Origin of the sequence: Allobosea sp., from assembly GCF_030694325.1 — a bacterium.
Taxonomy (GTDB): Bacteria; Pseudomonadota; Alphaproteobacteria; order Rhizobiales; family Beijerinckiaceae; genus Allobosea.
Map to the genome: position 1 here is coordinate 1 of NZ_JAUXYO010000097.1, position 16,413 is coordinate 16,413.

A 16,413-nucleotide genomic window follows, 5' to 3' on the forward strand; every position below is an offset into this window, starting at 1 on the left:
GTCCGCGGCGGCATGCTCGGGCCGGGTGGGTGGCTGGCCGAGAAACTGCCGGTGGTGGCGCCGTGATCCCTTCTCCCCTCGGGGGAGAAGGTATCTGCGCAGCAGACGGATGAGGGACGAAAGCCGAGCCCTCAGCCGTCCTTCCCTCATCCGTCAGCGCTTCGCGCTGCCACCTTCTCCCCCGAGGGGAGAAGGATCCAGCAGATCCGGCCGCCGCTCCCGCGTGATCCGCTCCGCCTCAGCCCGCCGCCATTTCGCGATCCGGGCATGGTCGCCCGACAGCAGCGCCTCGGGCAGGCCGCGGCCCTCCCATTCGCGCGGGCGGGTGTAGTGCGGATATTCGAGCAGGCCGTTCTCGAAGCTTTCGTCCTCGCCCGAGAGTTCCTTGCCCATCACGCCGGGGATCAGCCGCACGCAGGCGTCGAGCAGGACCAGCGCCGCCATCTCGCCGCCCGAGAGGATGTAGTCGCCGATCGAGACCTCGGTCAGCCCGCGCGCCTCGATCACCCGCTCGTCGACGCCCTCGAAGCGCCCGCAGACGATGACGACGCCCTCGCCCGCGACCCACTCGCGAACCTGGCGCTGCGCCAGCGGCCGCCCGCGCGGCGACATCAGCAGCCGCGGACGCGTGTCGGCGGCAGGAACGGCGGCGTCGATCGCCGCACCCAGCACGTCGCAGCGCAGCACCATGCCCGCGCCGCCCCCGGCCGGGTTGTCGTCGACATTGCGGTGCCGGCCGATGCCATGATCGCGGATCTGGTGCGTCTCCAGCGACCACAGCCCGCGCCGCAGCCCCTCGCCGGCCAGCGAGACGCCGAGCGGCCCGGGAAACATCTCCGGATAGAGGGTGAGGACAGAGGCGCGGAACGGCATGAGTGAGCCTGGCTGATATCAGGACAAAACGCGACGTCATTCCGGGCGAGCGAAGCGAAGACCCGGAATCCATCGTAAGGCGCAGCGATGCCCTAGGATGGATTCCGGAGCGGCGCGGCTTCGCCGCTTGTCCGGAATGACGCAGTGCTTGTTGACAAAGGAATCAGATCGAGCCGAAGCGCAGCGCCGGCAGCCGGTCCAGCGCGTTGAAGTCCGCCGCCGAGGCGACGACGTTGTCATAGGCCGCAAATCCCTCCGCGCCGAGCATGGTCAGCATGGCGACGGCCCGCATGCCGGCCCGCCGCGCCGCCTCGACGCCGTTGGGCGCATCCTCGAAGACGAGGCAGGTCTCCGGCGCCACGCCCATGCGGCGCGCCGCCTCGACGAACATGTCCGGATGCGGCTTGCCGCGAAAACCCTGCGAGGGCGAGATCACGGTCGTGAACTCGGCGCGCAGGCCCAGCGTATCGAGCACCAGCGCGATGTTCTCCGGCGGCGCGGCGGAGGCCACCGCCATCGGCACGCCGCAACTGCGGGCCCGGGCCATCAGCGGCAGCAGGCCCGGCAGCGGCATGACATGGGCCCGGTAGGTCTCGCGGTAGAGCGCCTCCTTGGCCTCGCCCAGCCGGGCGATCTCCTCGGCGGCGACGCCCGGAAAATAGGGGCCGACGATCTCGCCGACCGCCATCCCGGCCGTGGTCCGGAAGAAGGCCGGCCGGTCGAAGGGCAGGCCGTGCTCGCGGTGCCAGCTCTCCCAGGCGTCGTCATGGAAGCGCATGTTGTCGACGATGGTGCCGTCCATGTCGAAGATCAGCGCGCCGGCAGGCTGGTCCCAGGCATTTGACTCAGTCTTCATCGTCGGCCTCGAACAGCCCCTCGGGCGGCACCGCCTCGATCCGCCGGGCGGCGATGTCGATGCGTGGCGCGAAGGCCTTGGTGAAGGGCATCAGCACAGAGCGGCCGTCCGGCAGCAGGATGTCGAGCAGATCGCCAGCGCCGTAATTGGCGACGGTGGTCACCGTGCCCAGCACCGCGCCGTCAGGGCCGACGACCGCGCAGCCGATCAGATCGGCCTGCAGGAATTCGTCCTCGTCCTCTGGCACCGGAATCTGGTCGCGCGCGACGAAGAGGTTGACGCCGTTGAGGCTCTCGGCCGCCTCGCGGCTGGTGATGCCCTTGATCCGGGCGACCACGACCTCCTTGGCCGGGCGGATCTCGGCGATCTCGAAACGCCGGCCCTTGTCGTCGGTCAGCGGGCCGTAATCCGCGATCGCCAGCGGATCGCCGGTGAAGGCCTTGATCCGGACCTCGCCCTTGATGCCATGCGCGGCGCCGATGACGCCGAGCAGGATGAGCTTGTCGTCAGCGGCCATACGGCGTCATGCTCGGGCTTGACCCGAGCATCTCCTGCCGGAGGTTCTCGGGCCGAAGCAAAGCTTCGCCCGAGAATGACGCGGTGGCCGCAACCGGCATCACGCCTCGGCTTCGGCCGGGGCGGCGGACTTCGCGGCCTTCTTCTCGGCGCGCTCCTTGGCCTTCTCGCCGGGAACGGCCTTGGCCGGGTTGTTGCGGGCCGGGCGCTTGGCGAGGCCGGCGGCGTCCAGGAAGCGCAGCACGCGATCGGTCGGCTGGGCGCCCTTGGCGAGCCACTCCTTGGCCTTCTCGACGTCGAGCACGACGCGCTCCGGCGAATCCTTCGCCTTCATCGGATCATAGGAGCCGATCTTCTCGATGAAGCGGCCATCGCGCGGCGAGCGGGCATCGGCGACGACGATGCGGTAGTAAGGGCGCTTCTTGGCGCCGCCACGGGTCAGGCGGATCTTGAGGGACATTCGCGTTCTTCCTTGGTTTTCGAACGGTTGAGCGTTGCGGGGGAAATCAGGGCTTGTTGTCGTCGACCAGCTGGTCGATCGCGGCCCAGGGATCGTCCTTCATGCCCGTCGAGGTGAAGATCTCGAGATCGATCGAGCCGTCTTCCAGCACGTCGATCTCCCAATATTCGCCCGGCGCATGCACGAGGAAGGAGAAGGCGTCGTCGCGATAGGACGACGTCTCATAGGACAGGTTGGCGTCGTCGAGACGCGCCTTGACCTGCTTGAACACGTCGAACATGCCGACGCGCATTTCGGTGGGCTTGGTCACTTCTTCTTGCCTCCGAAGGGGTTGGAGCCCCCCAGCCCCGGAAGTCCGCTGCCCAGCCCGGGCAGCTTCGGCATCATCCCGGCCGGCGGCGTCACGCCCTTGGGCAGGCCCGGGAAGCCGCCCGGAGGCAGCCCCGGCATGCCACCGCCCGCACCGAGCTGCTTCCGCAGTTCGGCGAGCTGCGCCGGGTCCATCTTCGAGGGGTCGGGCATGCCGGGCGGCAAGCCGCCGCCGCCGATGCCGAACATCTGGCCGAGCTTGCCGAGCATGCCGCCCTTCTGCTTGCTCATCGCCTTCATCATGTCGGCCATGCCGCGATGCATCTTGAGCAGCTTGTTGATCGCCTCGGGGCTCGTGCCGGAGCCGGCCGCGATGCGCTTCTTGCGGCTGTTCTTCAGCAGGTCGGGGTTCTTGCGCTCGGCCGGCGTCATCGAATCGATGATCGCGATCTGGCGCTTGATCATCTTGTCGTTGACGCCCGAATTGGCGAGCTGGCCCTGCATCTGCTTCATGCCGGGCAGCATGCCCATGACGCCGCCGAGGCCGCCCATCTTCTCCATCTGCTGGAGCTGCATGCGCATGTCGGCGAGGTCGAAATTGCCCTTGGCGAGGCGCTGCGCCAGCGCCTGGGCCTTGTCGGCATCGACCGTCTCGGCCGCGCGCTCGACCAGGCTGACGATGTCGCCCATGCCGAGGATTCGGTTGGCGACGCGCGAGGGGTGGAAATCCTCGAGTGCGTCGATCTTCTCGCCGGTGCCGACGAGCTTGATCGGCTTGCCGGTGACGGCGCGCATCGAGAGCGCCGCGCCGCCGCGGGAATCGCCGTCCATCCGGGTCAGCACGATGCCGGTCAGCCCGACGCGGGCGTCGAAGGCGCGCGCCGTGTTGACGGCGTCCTGACCGGTCAGCGCATCGGCGACGAGCAGCACCTCGTGCGGATTCGTCGCCGCCTTCACCTCGGCGACCTCGGCCATCAGCGTGTCGTCGAGCGTGACGCGGCCGGCGGTGTCGAGCATGACCACGTCGTAGCCGCCGAGGCGGGCGGCCTCGATCGCGCGGCGCGCGATCTGCACGGCCGACTGGCCGGCGACGATCGGCAGCGTCTCGACGCCGACCTGCTTGCCGAGGATGGCGAGCTGCTCCATCGCCGCCGGGCGGCGCGTGTCGAGCGACGCCATCAGGACGCGCTTCTTGGCACGGTCGGTCAGGCGCTTGGCGATCTTCGCCGTGGAGGTGGTCTTACCTGAACCCTGAAGACCGACCATCAGGATCGGCACCGGCGGCACGGCGTCGAAGCCGATGCCCTCCCCGTCGCCGCCGAGCATGTCGATCAGCGCGTCGTTGACGATCTTGATGACCTGCTGGCCGGGCGTGACCGACTTCAGCACCTCGGCGCCGACGGCCCGCTCGCGGACCTTGTCGGTGAAGGAGCGCACGACCTCGAGGGCGACGTCGGCCTCGAGCAGCGCCTTGCGCACCTCGCGCAGCGCGGCGTTGACGTCCTCCTCGGTCAGCGAACCCCTGCGGGTCAGCCCCGAGAGGATGCCTGATAGCCTGTCGCTCAGAGTGCCGAACATGCGGACCTGCTTGCTTGCCTTCAGGGACCGACTGCGCAAAGCCTCATCGCCAAACGGTTTCGCGCCCGAGGGCGCGGACGCGCTGTCGGGCGTTGACCTCCGGGCTCGTGAAGCCGCGAGGCGGCCCGGTCGGCTGATGCGGTCTCGACGATGTCGGCGAAACGGATGGAGCGCTTAAAGCGGGAGATTGTGGCGAAAGTCAAGGTTGACGGGGTCGCCGGCAGCAATCTCGCCATGATGGGACGCTAGCGGCACAGGCTCCGCAGCGACGCCGGACCCCTCCTCGCCCATGCGCCTTCTTCTCTTTCCCGCCGTCCTCGCCCTCCTCGCCGCCGGCTGTGCCGGCGAGCCGCGCCGCGAGACGCCGCTCGATCCGCGCGCCACCGCACGCCTGGCGGCGGTCACGCTTGATCCGGCTGAGGCCACCCGCATCTTCAACGCCTATCGCGCCAGCCAGGGCCTCGGACCCGTCCGGCTCGACCCAACCCTGACGGCGATGGCCCAGCGCCAGGCCGATGCCATGGCGCGCGCCAACGCACTCTCGCATGACGCAGCCGGCAGCTTCGCCGCGCGCGTCCATGCCGCCGGTCTCGATGCCGCCCGCGCGGCAGAAAATCTCGGCGGCGGCTACTATTCGACCGAGGAAGCCTTCGCCGGCTGGCGCGCCTCCTCGGGCCATGATGCCAATCTGCGCATGAAGGAAGCCACCCGCTTCGGCATAGCCCTCGCCAAGGACCCGCAGACGCAATACCGCGCCTGGTGGGCGCTGGTCGTGGCGGGCGAACCGGAGAAACGCGTCGAGATGTCGGCCGGGCCCGTCGGCTGGTTCGGCTCGAACCGGCCGCGTAATTGAGCCCGATCGCGAGATTAACTCTCGATCTCGCTGAGGCCCCGGCTGGAATTCAAAGCCCGGAAAGCGATCTGCGAATCCTTGCTGACGATCGTGAGCAGGGCACGCGCCGCAGGGTCGGGCTGTACACGTCCCTGCTCCCAGTTCTGAAGCGTCGCGAGCGGCACCTTCAACGCGGCCGCGAATTCGACCTGTGTCATGTTGAGTGACGCACGGATTTCGCGCGGCTGAGGATAGAGAACGGCATCGGCTTCGTCCTCGCGTTCATAGCGCGCGATATCGGACTCCGTCGCAGCTTCGATCGCTTTGCGATCAAAACTGGGCTTCGATTGCCTTATCGATTCCAGGCTTCTGCGAATAGTCGCCATAGCTGCCGCTCCTTTTGCTTGGCGGGTCGCGCCGAAATGATCCGTCGCACGTCGCCACGATCCGTGTAGACGACAAACAGGGTCAGCCCCTCGACCTCTCCGATCGCGCGCATGCGCCGCTCGCCGTAGTCGTATCGCCGGTCCTCAACCTCAAGGACAGGGCCGGCAAAAATCAGACTTGCCAGATCGAACCCAAAGCCCCGGTCGAGCCGATTGCGGTGGCTTTTGGCTTCGTTCCATTCGAAATCAATGGCCCAGACTACGCTTGGAGCGTAGCTCTGGCAAGATTGCATGCTGCTCGCCTTTACAAACCATCGCAGCTGGGGATGGCTCGCCCGACGCCATCGGAAAACCGCCTCATGACCTTCGAAACCTGGGCCGCCTTCGCCGCCGCCACGGCCGTGCTTCTCGTCATTCCCGGCCCGACGATCCTCCTCGTCGTTTCCTATGCGCTCGGCCAGGGCTGGCGCACGGCGCTGCCGACGGCCGCCGGCGTCGCGCTCGGCGATTTCACCGCGATGACGCTCTCCATGCTCGGCGTCGGCGCCCTGCTGGCGACCTCGGCCACCGTCTTCACCGTACTGAAATGGGCGGGCGCGGCCTATCTCGTCTGGCTCGGCATCAAGCTCTTCCGCGCCGGCGGCACGCTCGACGCCAGCCCCCGCGAGGATGCGGTTTCCTCTCTCAAGATGCTCGGCCACGCCTGGCTGGTCACGGCGCTGAACCCCAAGAGCCTCACCTTCTTCGTCGCCTTCCTCCCGCAGTTCCTTGATCCGAAGGCCGATTTCTGGACGCAGATGCTGATCTTCGAGGCGACTTTCGTGACGCTCGCCGCCGCCAACGCCTTCGGCTACGCGCTCATCGCCTCCCGCGCCCGCGCCGTCGTCAGCAGCCCGCGCGCGATCCGCGCCATCAACCGGACCGGCGGGACCCTGCTGATCGGGGCTGGCATCGCGACGGTGGCGATGCGCACCGGCACGCGTTGAAGGCGCGAGCGGATCTCGCCGGTCAAGCGACCGTGATCCGCACCGGCTTGACCCGGGACCGGGCACACCCACCTTCTGCGGCATGAACCGCCGCAAGCTCCTCACCCTCCTCGGGATCCCCGCTCTGCTCGGCACCGGCAGTGCCGCCTGGGCTTCGATCTCACGCTCGCGCAATCCCTATTACCAGGGCCCCGTGACCGAGAACTTCAACGGCACCGTCTTCACCGATGGCCGGCCCGTGACCAAGGGGCTCGCCGACGTGCTGAAATGGCAGACCTCGAAGCGCGATCGCGAGGCCTTTCCCGAGAGCTACCCTGCCCCGCCGCAGGACCGGCCACCGGCCCGCGTCGAGGGTGTCCGCATCGTCCATCTCGGCCACGCCTCCTTCCTCTACCAGATCGGCGGCCTCAACCTGCTGATCGACCCGGTCTATTCGCTGCGCGCCAGCCCGCTCTCTTTCATCGGGCCGCGCCGCGTCAACGAGCCCGGTGTCGCTTTCGACGACCTGCCGCGCATCGACGCCGTCCTGATCACGCACAACCACTACGACCATCTCGACATCGAGACGCTGGCGCGGCTGCATGAGCGCGACCAGCCGCGCATGATCATGCCCCTGGGCAACGACACCATCGTCAGGGCCCGCATCCCGGACGCGCGCGCCGAGGCGCATGACTGGTCGGCCCGCTTGTCCTTGTCCGGCGACGTGAGCGTGACGCTGGCGCCGAGCTACCACTGGTCGGCGCGCGGCGCCTTCGACCGGCGCATGGCGCTGTGGTGCTCCTTCGTGCTGGAGGGCGGCGGCGCCCGCATCTTCCACGTCGGCGACACCGGCTATCACGACGGCTCGCTCTACCGCCGCCTCGGCGCCGAACTCGGCCCCTTCCGCCTCGCCGTGCTGCCGATCGGCGCCTATGAGCCGCGCTGGTTCATGCGCGACAACCACATGAACCCGGAGGAGGCGGTGCAGGTCATGCTGGCTCTGCGTGCCGACGAGGCGCTCGGCCACCACTGGGGCACGTTCCAGCTCACCGACGAGGGTATCGAGCGACCGCTGTCGGCGCTGGCCGCGGCGCTAACGGCCGCCGGCCTGCCCGAGGAGCGATTCCGCGCGATGCGCCCGGGTCTGAGTTGGCAGGCCTGACCTTATAGACCTGAGCCGGCGCGCCCGATCAGCGCGGCTGGACGTAGACGTTGATCTCGAGATTGGGGTCGGCCGGATCGGTGAGATCCCCGACATATTCCTCAAGGAACGCGTCCTTTACGCTGATCGCTTTCGCTTCGAGATAGGCCGTGATCGTCTCATAGGTCGAATCGATGTCGTCATAGGGCGCGACATGGACGAAGCGAAGCGACGGTCCGGCCGGCGTGAGTCCCGGCCGCACGCCATTGCCGAAGGTCGCGTTGCGCTCGCCCTCGGGGGCGGGACCGACCGGCAGCATCGCCTCGTAGCGGAAGCCGTTGTCGTCGGTCTCCAGGAACAGCGTCAGCGGCCGCCCGGCCACCGGCATGCGGGCGCGCTCTGCCTCCTGGCGCAGCACGCGGAAGCTCTCAGCCAGCCGCTTGAAGCCCTCGTCCCAGCTCGCCGCGCCCGAGATCTTCAGAACGGGCTTGGCGACCAGCAGCACCTCGTCGACATCGCTCTGGTCGCCGCGCTTGCCGGCGAGCGTCGCATTCGGGTCGAGCACGCCGGTCTGCTGCTGCAGGGACGGCGGCTGCACGGGCTGCACCGGTCCGGGCGCGGGAAGCGTCGGTGGCGGCTGCACTGGCTGCGGCTCCAACGGCACTTGCGGCGTCGGGGCGGGCTGGACGGGCTCTGGCGTCACCGGAAGGGTCGGTGCCGGCGCCGGCTGAACCGGCTGCGGGCCAGGAACGGGATCGGGGACAGCGGCAGGCGGCGTCGGCGCAGGTGAGGGAGCAGGCTGTGCCTGAGCAGGAACCGGCGCCCCCGGCGGCGGTGCGAGCGGCGCGGATTCGACGGCACCTGGCGGCGCCACCCGCGTCTGCGCCGCGGCCAGGCCGCCGACGCTCAGGAGGGCGGACAACGCCCCGACAGCGATCCGGAAATGCTGCATCGTCAACGTCCTGCCCGGAAAAACGGCGCGAACATCGATTCGCGCTCTTGCAGTGCAATATGGAGCATCCACTTACGCCAGGAAATCATCGCAAGGGTGGCTTTTTCGCGTCGCCTCCCTCATAGACCGCGATCTCATGGGATATGTGACGGAATGAACGCCCTCGCCCATCGCCGGTTCCTGAAGATGAATGGTCTCGGCAACGAGATCACGGTCCTCGATCTGCGTGGCACGAGGCTGCGCGTCAGCGAACCCGATGCGAGGGCCATCGCGGCCGAGCCGCGCGCGCATTTCGACCAGCTCATGGTTCTGCACGACGCGATCACGCCCGGTACCGACGCCTTCGTGCGGATCTACAACACGGACGGCTCCGAGGCCGGCGCCTGCGGCAACGGCACGCGCTGCGTCGCCTGGGCGATGCTGGCCGATCCCGTGATGGGCGATGCCGCCAAGACCGCGCTGACGCTGCAGACCAAGGCCGGCCTGCTGCCGGCCCGGCGCGACAGCGACCTCGTCTTCACCGTCGACATGGGTGCGCCCCGGCTCGACTGGGAGGACATCCCGCTGGCCGAGCCTTTCCACGACACCGCGCATTTCGAGCTGCAGATCGGTCCGATCGACGATCCGATCCTGCACACGCCCTGCGCCGTCAACATGGGCAATCCCCATGCCGTCTTCTTCGTCGACGATCCCTATCGCTTCAATCTCGAGCAGATCGGCCCGCTGCTCGAAAACCACCCGATCTTTCCCGATCGCGCCAATATCGAGCTTGCCGCCGTCACCGCGCCGGACCATATCGTGCTGCGCGTCTGGGAACGCGGGGCCGGCATCACCCGCGCCTGCGGCTCGGGCGCCTGCGCGGCCCTCGTCGCGGCGGTGCGCCGCGAGCTCAGCGCTCGCAAGGCCGTGGTCAGCCTGCCGGGCGGCGACCTCACAATCGAATGGCGCGAGAGCGACGGCCATGTCCTGATGACCGGCCCGGTGGAGTTCGAATGGGAGGGCACGCTCGCCCCCGAGCTGTTCGAGACAGCCGCCTGATGACCCTGGAGGTCGTCACCTTCGGCTGTCGCCTCAACATCGTCGAGGGCGAGGCGCTCCGGCGTCAGGCTGAAGCCGCGGGCCTCACCGATCTCGCCGTCGTCAACACCTGCGCCGTGACGTCGGAGGCCACCCGGCAGGCCCGTCAGGCGGTGCGCCGGCTTCATCGCGAGCAGCCGGGCCGACCCGTCGTCGTCACCGGCTGCGCCGCGCAGATCGAGCCCGAGCGCTTCGCGCAGATGCCGGAAGCGGCCCGCATCATCGGCAATGCCGAAAAGCTGGAGCCTGCGACCTGGGCGGCGCTGGCCCGCTCCAACAGCCTCGGCGCGGCCGAGACCGATCCGCGCGACAAGATCGCGGTCGGCGACATCATGGCCCGCACGCGGCTCGCGCCGGTAGAAGCCGGCCGCAGCGCCCGGCAGACCCGCGGCTTCGTCCAGGTCCAGAACGGCTGCGACCATCGCTGCACCTTCTGCGTCATCCCCTTCGGCCGCGGCAATTCGCGCTCGCTCGCGCCGGACGCCGTGATCGCGCAGTGCCGCGCCCTGCTGGAGGGCAGCGCGCGCGAGATCGTCCTCACCGGTGTCGACCTGACCAGCTATGGCCGCGACCTGGCCGAGACGGCGATGCTCGGACGGCTGGTGCGCCTGATCCTGCGCGAGCTTCCGGAGCTGCCGCGCCTGCGCCTGTCCTCCATCGACGCCGTCGAGGCCGATGACGATCTGCGCGAGGCGCTCGCCACCGAGCCGCGGCTGATGCCGCATCTGCATCTCTCGCTCCAGGCCGGCGACGACCTGATCCTCAAGCGGATGAAGCGCCGCCATGGCCGCGACGACGCGGTCCGCTTTTGCGCGGAGATCCGCTCCTTACGGCCCGACATCGCCTTCGGCGCCGACCTCATCGCCGGTTTCCCGACCGAGGACGAGGCGATGTTCGCCCGCTCGCTCGACCTGATCGGCGAATGCGGGCTGAGCTATGTCCACGTCTTTCCCTATTCTGCCCGGCCGGGCACGCCGGCCGCGCGCATGCCGCAGCTGCCCGGCCCGGTCGTCGCGGAGCGCGCGGCGCGGCTGCGCGAGTCGGCGGAAGAAGCCCATGCCGCCCATCTCGCCGCCCGCCTCGGCCGGCCGCTGACGGTGCTGACTGAGCGCGGCAACACCGGCCGCGCCCCGGATTTCACGCTGGTGCGCTTCCGGCGAGACACCGCGCCGGGTGAAATTCTCTCGGTCTCGGCCGAGACATCCGACGGACGCGCCCTGATCGCAGCCTGAGGCTTCAGCGCTGGTGCGCCATGCCGGCGACGCGATGAACCTGGTTGTTGCAGTAGCCCCGCGGATTCCAGAGGATCTCGAGCGGCTGCATCTGTCCTTGCGCGTCGCACGCCTGGGCAAGCACGGTCACTGGACCGGGCCGCTCGACAACCAGCTGTGCGCTGAAGCGCCGCCAGGCGAAGGGCCCTTCGCCTTCCTCCAGCACAGCCTCGCGCCAGCTGGCCCCGCCATCGCCGGAGACGCGGACGCCCGCGAGCGGGATCGCGCCGCTCCAGCCGAAGCCCGCGACCGTCAGCGTCTCGCCGCAGGTCGCGGTGAAGCCCTCCAGCGGCGCAGTGATCAGCGACTTCACCGGCATGTCGGTGATGACGGCGAAACGGCTCGGATCGAGCGGCTCGCCCGGAGAAACCGGTACGATCGGCAGACGGTAGTTCGTCCCGCCCATCTTTTCGCCGTCATGCTCCCGGGCACGGAGCTCGACCCGGTCGAGCCATTTTTGCCAGGCGGAGCCGGGAAAGCCGGGCGCGACGATCCGCAGCGGCCCGCCATGCAGGCGCCCCAGCGGTTCGCCGTTCATCGCAAAGGCGATCAGCGTCTCCGGCGCCATCGCCTTGGCGATCGGCAGGCCCCGCGACAGCGCCGGCCGCGACGGGTCGGTAATCAGCCTGTCGGGTGCGTAGTGCCCGGTATAGACGGCGCTCGGCCGCACCCCCGCTTCCGCCAGCACGTCGGCGAGCCGCACGCCGGTCCAGCGCGCGCAGCCGACGGCGCCGAGCCGCCAGGGCAAACCATCCGTCGCGGGCGAGAATTGCGAGCGACCATTGCCGGCGCATTCCAGCACGGCCGTCAGCGTCGCCGTCTCGAAGCGAGCCTGCAGCTCGTCCAGCGTCCAGCGCGCAGGCCGCTCGACCTCGCCGTCGATCGTCAGCGTCCAGTCTGCCCGGTCCGCGAGGGACGGCACGGTGCCGTTGTTGCGAATGAAGAAGATATCGACCGGGGTGATCGGATCGACCAGAAGATCGAGGCCGGGCTCGGCGTTCAGCGCTGGATCGTCATGGATATGCAGGCCCGGCTTGAGCTGGCGCAGCAGCGCTTCGTCGATCAGGGGATGCGGCAAGCAGCGAGTCTCCACGGGCGCCGGGGTGCGTCGGAGCACCCGGCACGACGGCGAGACTAGCCCAGCCCCGCCGCGAAGGCGATGGCCTCCAGGCCTCAGCCCTTGCCCGCCACCTCCTCGCGCAGGGCCCGGCGCAGAACCTTGCCGACATTGGTCTTCGGCAGGCTTTCGCGGAAGAAGATCTGCTTGGGCACCTTGTAGCCGGTCAGGCTCTCCTTGCAGAAGGCCCGCAGATCGTCCGCCGTCAGCGTCGCATCCCGGCGCACGACGAAGGCCGTGACCGCCTCGCCGGAATGCTCGTCCGGCAGACCGACGACGGCCGATTCGAGCACGCCGGGATGCTGGGCGAGAACGTCCTCGACCTCGTTGGGATAGACGTTGAAGCCGGAGACCAGCACCATGTCCTTCATCCGGTCGACAATACGGACCTGTCCGTCGGGCAGCATCACGCCGATGTCGCCGCTGCGGAAGAAGCCGTCCGGCATCATCACCTTGGCGGTCTCGTCCGGGCGGTTCCAGTAACCCACCATCACCTGCGGCCCGCGGATGCAGATCTCGCCGGATTCGCCGATCGGCAGGTCGTGGCCCTCGGCATCGCGGATCGCCATGTCCGTCGACGGCAGCGGGAAACCCACCGTTCCGGAGAATTCGGCGATATCGGGCCGGTTGATCGAGGCGACCGGCGAGGTCTCCGAGAGGCCGTAGCCCTCGATGATCGGGCGCCCCGTCACCTTCTTCCAGTGCTGGGCGACGGCGGCCTGCGTCGCCATGCCGCCCGACACCGCGAAGCGCAGCTCATCGAACTTCACCTGCGGGAATTCGGGGTGGTTGGCGAGCGCATTGTAGAGCGTGTTGACGCCCGAGATCAGGGTGAAGCGGCTGGCCTTCAACGTCTTGACGAAGCCGGCGATGTCGCGCGGATTGGCGATCAGCAGCCCTTTGGCACCGATGCGCAGCATGAACATGCAGCAGCAGGTCAGCGCGAAGATGTGGTAGAGCGGCAGCGCCGTCACCATGACGTGCTGGTAGTCGCTGCGGCCGAGCGGCGGCTCCAGCGCCCAGCCGAGCCAGAGCCCGCACTGCTCCACATTGGAGGCGACGTTGCGATGGCTCAGCGTCGCGCCTTTGGCGACCCCCGTCGTCCCGCCCGTATATTGCAGGAAGGCGACGTCGTCGGGCGTCACCGTCACCGGCGCCATCGCATCCGAGCCCGCCAGAACCGTCGCCAGCGGCACGAAGCCCGGCAGGTTGAAGGGCTTCACCACCTTCTTGATTCGCCGGGCGACGAAGTTGACGATGTGCCCCTTGAAGCCCATCAGGTCGCCGGCAGTGGCGACGACGACCGTCTCGATCTTCAGCTGTGGCTTCGCCTCCTCGACCACATGCGCGAAGTTCTCGATCACGACCAGCACGCGGGCGCCCGAATCGTTGAGCTGGTGGGCGAGCTCGCGCGCCGTGTAGAGCGGGTTGACGTTGACGACCGTGTAGCCGCCGAGCAGCGCCCCGAAGATCGTCGCCGGATAGGCGAGGATGTTGGGCATCATCAGCGCGATACGGTCACCCTTGCGATAGCCTTTCGCCTGCAGCCAGGCGGCGAAGGCCCGCGCGGCCCGGCCGGTCTCGGCAAAGCTGATCGACTTGCCGAAGCTCTCGAAGGCGGGCCTCGTCGCATAGGTCTCGCAGGCACGGCCGATCAGATCGGCGAGCGTGCCCGGATCGCCGATCTCCGCCGGCACGGCGGCGGGATAATGGGCGAGCCACGGCCGCGGCTCCGTCGTCGCCTGGGTGGCGGTTGTCGCGTTCATCGTCGTCCTCCCCGTCGCCCGGCTTTCCCCCGCGGGGCGGGTTGCCGATGCCGTTTTTGCTGTCCCTACACTGCGGAACAGCGCCGGTGGGCGCAAGCACCCACCGGTTCTTTACCTCCTTAAAGGTTTATATGTAAACTGATCTCTGCCGCGCCTCACCCGCTGGCCAGCGTGCTCTGCGCCGCGACCACCGCCCCAGCCGCCCTGCCGGCCAGTTCGGAGAGATGGTCGAAGCGCGCACTGAAGCCGCCGACGCCGGCGCTCGCCGAGCGCAGCTCGACGATCAGCCCCGCCATCTCGGCCTCCGGCACCAGGGCCTCGATCCGGTCCCAGCCGCGCCAACCCGGACGGGCGTCATAGCCCAGGATCTGGCCGCGCCTGGCCGAGAGGATCGCGGAGGCGCGCGACATCGCCTCAGAGGGGATCACCACCTCGACCGCCAGGACCGGCTCGAGCAGCACCGGCCTCGCCAGCGGCACGGCCTCCGCCATCGCCATCCGCGCCGCCTGGCGGAAGGCCATGTCGGAGGAATCGACGCTGTGATGCGAGCCGTCGGTCAGCGTGACCTCGAGATCGACCAGCGGGAAGCCGAGCGGCCCCTGGGCGCAGAAATCGCGCACGCCCGCCTCGACCGCGGCGATGTACTGACGTGGCACGGCGCCGCCGACGACACGGTCGACGAAGCGCAGGCCGGCGCCGCGCGGCAGCGCCGCGACCTGGAGGACCACATCGCCATACTGCCCATGGCCGCCGCTCTGCTTGCGATGGCGCCCGCGCGCGCTCCCTTGACCGCGGATCGTTTCGCGATAGCCGATCTGCGGCTGACGGCTCTCCACCGCCACGCCCGAGCGGCCAGCGAGACGCTCCAGCGCCACGCGCAGATGCATCTCGCCCTGGCCGGAGAGCCGGATCTCGCCGAGATCGGCCCGATGCTCGACCAGCAGCGCCGGATCCTCCTCCGTCAGCTTCGCCAGCGCCGCTGCGAGGCGGACATCGTCCTTGCGGTCCCTGACGGCCAGCGCCAGCACCTGGACCGGTTCGGGCGGCGCGATCGCGCAGACCTGCGCCGCGCGAACCTTGCCGAGTTGAACCGCCTCGCCCGTCGCCACGCCATCGAGCCGGGCGAACGCCGCGACCTCGCCCTCCTCGACCGCCGGTTGGCGCGTCGCCTCGGCGCCCTGCAGCGCCAGCACGCCGGCGATGCGCGCCTCGACGGCGCCCGAGGAGGTGACGACGTCCCCCTCCGCAAGTCGCCCGCGCAGCATCCGCACCAGCGATAGCTTGCCGCCCTGCCCGGCATGCGAGGTCTTGACCACCAGCGCCAGCGGCGCGCCCTGCGCCAGCACGCCGCTGCGTCCGCGCGTCTCGGCCAGGCCGGGCGCCTCATGACGCAACGCCTTGAGCAGCCGTGTCACGCCATGGCCTCGCTCGGCCGCGCCGATCAGCACCGGCACGACATGGCGATGCTGCAATTCGCGCGCGAGATCGTCGAAGACACGGTCGCGCGGCGGCTCCATATCGCCGAGCAGATCCTCCATCAGGGCGTCGTCATAATCGGCGAGGCGCTCCAGCATCGAGAAGCGGGCCTCCTTCTCGCGCGGCGTCTCCTCATCCGCCAACGGCACGACCTCGCTCGCCGCATGCTCGCGGTAGATGAAGGCCCGCTCCAGCGCGAGGTCGATGAAGCCGACGGCGATGCCATTTTGCCAGATCGGGATCTGGCGCAGCAGCAGGGGCGTGCGCGAAGCGCGCTGCAGGATCGGCAGCGTCTCGCGCACCCGGCGCGTGGCGCCGTCGATCTTGTTGAGGAAGAGGAAGCGCGGAATATCCGCCTCCTCGAGTTCGCGCAGCACCAGTTCGAGCGCCGGCACCTTGCGGTCGTCCGCCTCGCAGACCACCACCGCCGCGTCGACCGCCGGCAGGACATGGCGCATCTCGTGCAGAAACTCGACCGAGCCGGGACAGTCGATGAAATGGAAGCGCTCGCCCAGAAAGTCGACGGCAGCGACATTGGGCTCCGTGCTCATCCGGTGGGCGCGCGCCTCCGGCGAGGCGTCGCCGAGACTGTTGCCGGCCTTGACCGAGCCGGCGCGGGAGAGGCCGCCGCAGCGCGCGACGAGGCTCTCCAGCAAGGTCGTCTTGCCGCTCTGGAAGGGGCCGACGATGGCGATGCATCGCGGCCCCGCGCGTCTGGTGCCGGGCGCGGATCCTCCGGTGGCGGCGAATGCAGAGGCGGGCATGGTCTCCTCCTTCGGGTCGGGCCGCGAAGGCGGGCCGGGCCCCGGCACACCGCGCGGCATGAGGCCGGCGCGAC

17 protein-coding genes are annotated in these 16,413 nt (G+C 69.2%); 5 read left to right on the forward strand and 12 right to left on the reverse strand.

The features are described from left to right. Nucleotides 1–153: 153 nt before the first annotated feature. The 6 genes from trmD to ffh form a co-directional block, all read right to left on the reverse strand. Complete coding sequence (gene trmD, locus Q8M82_RS05865; RefSeq protein WP_305690441.1) at nt 154–873, reverse strand: tRNA (guanosine(37)-N1)-methyltransferase TrmD; 720 nt, start codon at nt 871–873, stop codon at nt 154–156. A gap of 163 nt (nt 874–1,036) precedes the next feature. Next, complete coding sequence (locus tag Q8M82_RS05870; RefSeq protein ID WP_305690442.1) at nt 1,037–1,729, reverse strand: HAD family hydrolase; 693 nt, start codon at nt 1,727–1,729, stop codon at nt 1,037–1,039. Further along, complete coding sequence (rimM, locus tag Q8M82_RS05875) at nt 1,719–2,246, reverse strand: ribosome maturation factor RimM (protein WP_305690443.1); 528 nt, start codon at nt 2,244–2,246, stop codon at nt 1,719–1,721. Before rimM ends, Q8M82_RS05870 begins: the two co-directional genes overlap by 11 nt. Before the next feature lie 99 nt (nt 2,247–2,345). Continuing rightward, complete coding sequence (gene rpsP, locus Q8M82_RS05880; protein WP_305690444.1) at nt 2,346–2,705, reverse strand: 30S ribosomal protein S16; 360 nt, start codon at nt 2,703–2,705, stop codon at nt 2,346–2,348. Nucleotides 2,706–2,751: 46 nt separating this feature from the next. Beyond that, on the reverse strand, nt 2,752–3,015 hold the full coding sequence (locus tag Q8M82_RS05885; RefSeq protein ID WP_192644627.1) for a hypothetical protein: 264 nt from the start codon (nt 3,013–3,015) through the stop codon (nt 2,752–2,754). Continuing rightward, nucleotides 3,012–4,592, reverse strand: coding sequence for a signal recognition particle protein (ffh, locus tag Q8M82_RS05890; RefSeq protein WP_305690445.1), 1,581 nt, complete (start codon nt 4,590–4,592; stop codon nt 3,012–3,014). The genes Q8M82_RS05885 and ffh overlap by 4 nt, the downstream gene beginning before the upstream one ends. Nucleotides 4,593–4,881: 289 nt before the next feature. Here ffh and Q8M82_RS05895 point away from each other — a divergent pair, with 289 nt between their 5' ends. Continuing rightward, a complete protein-coding gene (locus Q8M82_RS05895; protein WP_305690446.1) occupies nt 4,882–5,445 on the forward strand; it encodes a CAP domain-containing protein in 564 nt (187 codons plus the stop codon). Between the two features lie 14 nt (nt 5,446–5,459). Here Q8M82_RS05895 and Q8M82_RS05900 read toward each other — a convergent pair whose 3' ends face one another. Both Q8M82_RS05900 and Q8M82_RS05905 read right to left on the reverse strand, forming a co-directional pair. Further along, complete coding sequence (locus tag Q8M82_RS05900) at nt 5,460–5,810, reverse strand: helix-turn-helix domain-containing protein (RefSeq protein WP_305690447.1); 351 nt, start codon at nt 5,808–5,810, stop codon at nt 5,460–5,462. Then, on the reverse strand, nt 5,777–6,103 hold the full coding sequence (locus tag Q8M82_RS05905; RefSeq protein ID WP_305690448.1) for a BrnT family toxin: 327 nt from the start codon (nt 6,101–6,103) through the stop codon (nt 5,777–5,779). Before Q8M82_RS05905 ends, Q8M82_RS05900 begins: the two co-directional genes overlap by 34 nt. 66 nt (nt 6,104–6,169) lie before the next feature. Here Q8M82_RS05905 and Q8M82_RS05910 point away from each other — a divergent pair, with 66 nt between their 5' ends. Together Q8M82_RS05910 and Q8M82_RS05915 are read left to right on the forward strand one after the other, a co-directional pair. Beyond that, nucleotides 6,170–6,796 carry a LysE family translocator gene (locus Q8M82_RS05910; protein WP_305690449.1) on the forward strand — a complete coding sequence of 209 codons (627 nt, stop codon included), beginning with the start codon at nt 6,170–6,172 and terminating at the stop codon, nt 6,794–6,796. A gap of 82 nt (nt 6,797–6,878) precedes the next feature. Further along, a complete protein-coding gene (locus tag Q8M82_RS05915) occupies nt 6,879–7,937 on the forward strand; it encodes an MBL fold metallo-hydrolase (RefSeq protein ID WP_305690450.1) in 1,059 nt (352 codons plus the stop codon). 28 nt (nt 7,938–7,965) lie between these two features. Here Q8M82_RS05915 and Q8M82_RS05920 read toward each other — a convergent pair whose 3' ends face one another. Then, the gene (locus Q8M82_RS05920; protein WP_305690451.1) at nt 7,966–8,514 is read right to left on the reverse strand and encodes a GyrI-like domain-containing protein; all 549 of its coding nucleotides are present in this window, start codon (nt 8,512–8,514) and stop codon (nt 7,966–7,968) included. Between the two features lie 507 nt (nt 8,515–9,021). On the opposite strand from Q8M82_RS05920, the gene dapF reads away from it, so the two are divergent. Beyond that, nucleotides 9,022–9,906, forward strand: a complete 885-nt coding sequence (gene dapF, locus Q8M82_RS05925) for a diaminopimelate epimerase (RefSeq protein WP_305690452.1) — start codon at nt 9,022–9,024, stop codon at nt 9,904–9,906. Then, complete coding sequence (gene mtaB / locus Q8M82_RS05930; protein ID WP_305690453.1) at nt 9,906–11,177, forward strand: tRNA (N(6)-L-threonylcarbamoyladenosine(37)-C(2))-methylthiotransferase MtaB; 1,272 nt, start codon at nt 9,906–9,908, stop codon at nt 11,175–11,177. Before dapF ends, mtaB begins: the two co-directional genes overlap by 1 nt. Before the next feature lie 4 nt (nt 11,178–11,181). Here the strand turns inward: mtaB and Q8M82_RS05935 are convergent, their stop codons facing one another. From Q8M82_RS05935 to Q8M82_RS05945, 3 genes are all read right to left on the reverse strand, one after another. Continuing rightward, the gene (locus Q8M82_RS05935) at nt 11,182–12,294 is read right to left on the reverse strand and encodes a sulfite oxidase (RefSeq protein ID WP_305690454.1); all 1,113 of its coding nucleotides are present in this window, start codon (nt 12,292–12,294) and stop codon (nt 11,182–11,184) included. A 95-nt stretch (nt 12,295–12,389) separates the two neighbouring features. Continuing rightward, a complete protein-coding gene (locus Q8M82_RS05940; RefSeq protein WP_305690455.1) occupies nt 12,390–14,099 on the reverse strand; it encodes an AMP-binding protein in 1,710 nt (569 codons plus the stop codon). Between the two features lie 155 nt (nt 14,100–14,254). After that, nucleotides 14,255–16,339: an elongation factor G gene (locus Q8M82_RS05945; RefSeq protein WP_305690456.1), complete on the reverse strand. Its 2,085-nt coding sequence runs from the start codon at nt 16,337–16,339 to the stop codon at nt 14,255–14,257. Nucleotides 16,340–16,413 lie beyond the last annotated feature (74 nt).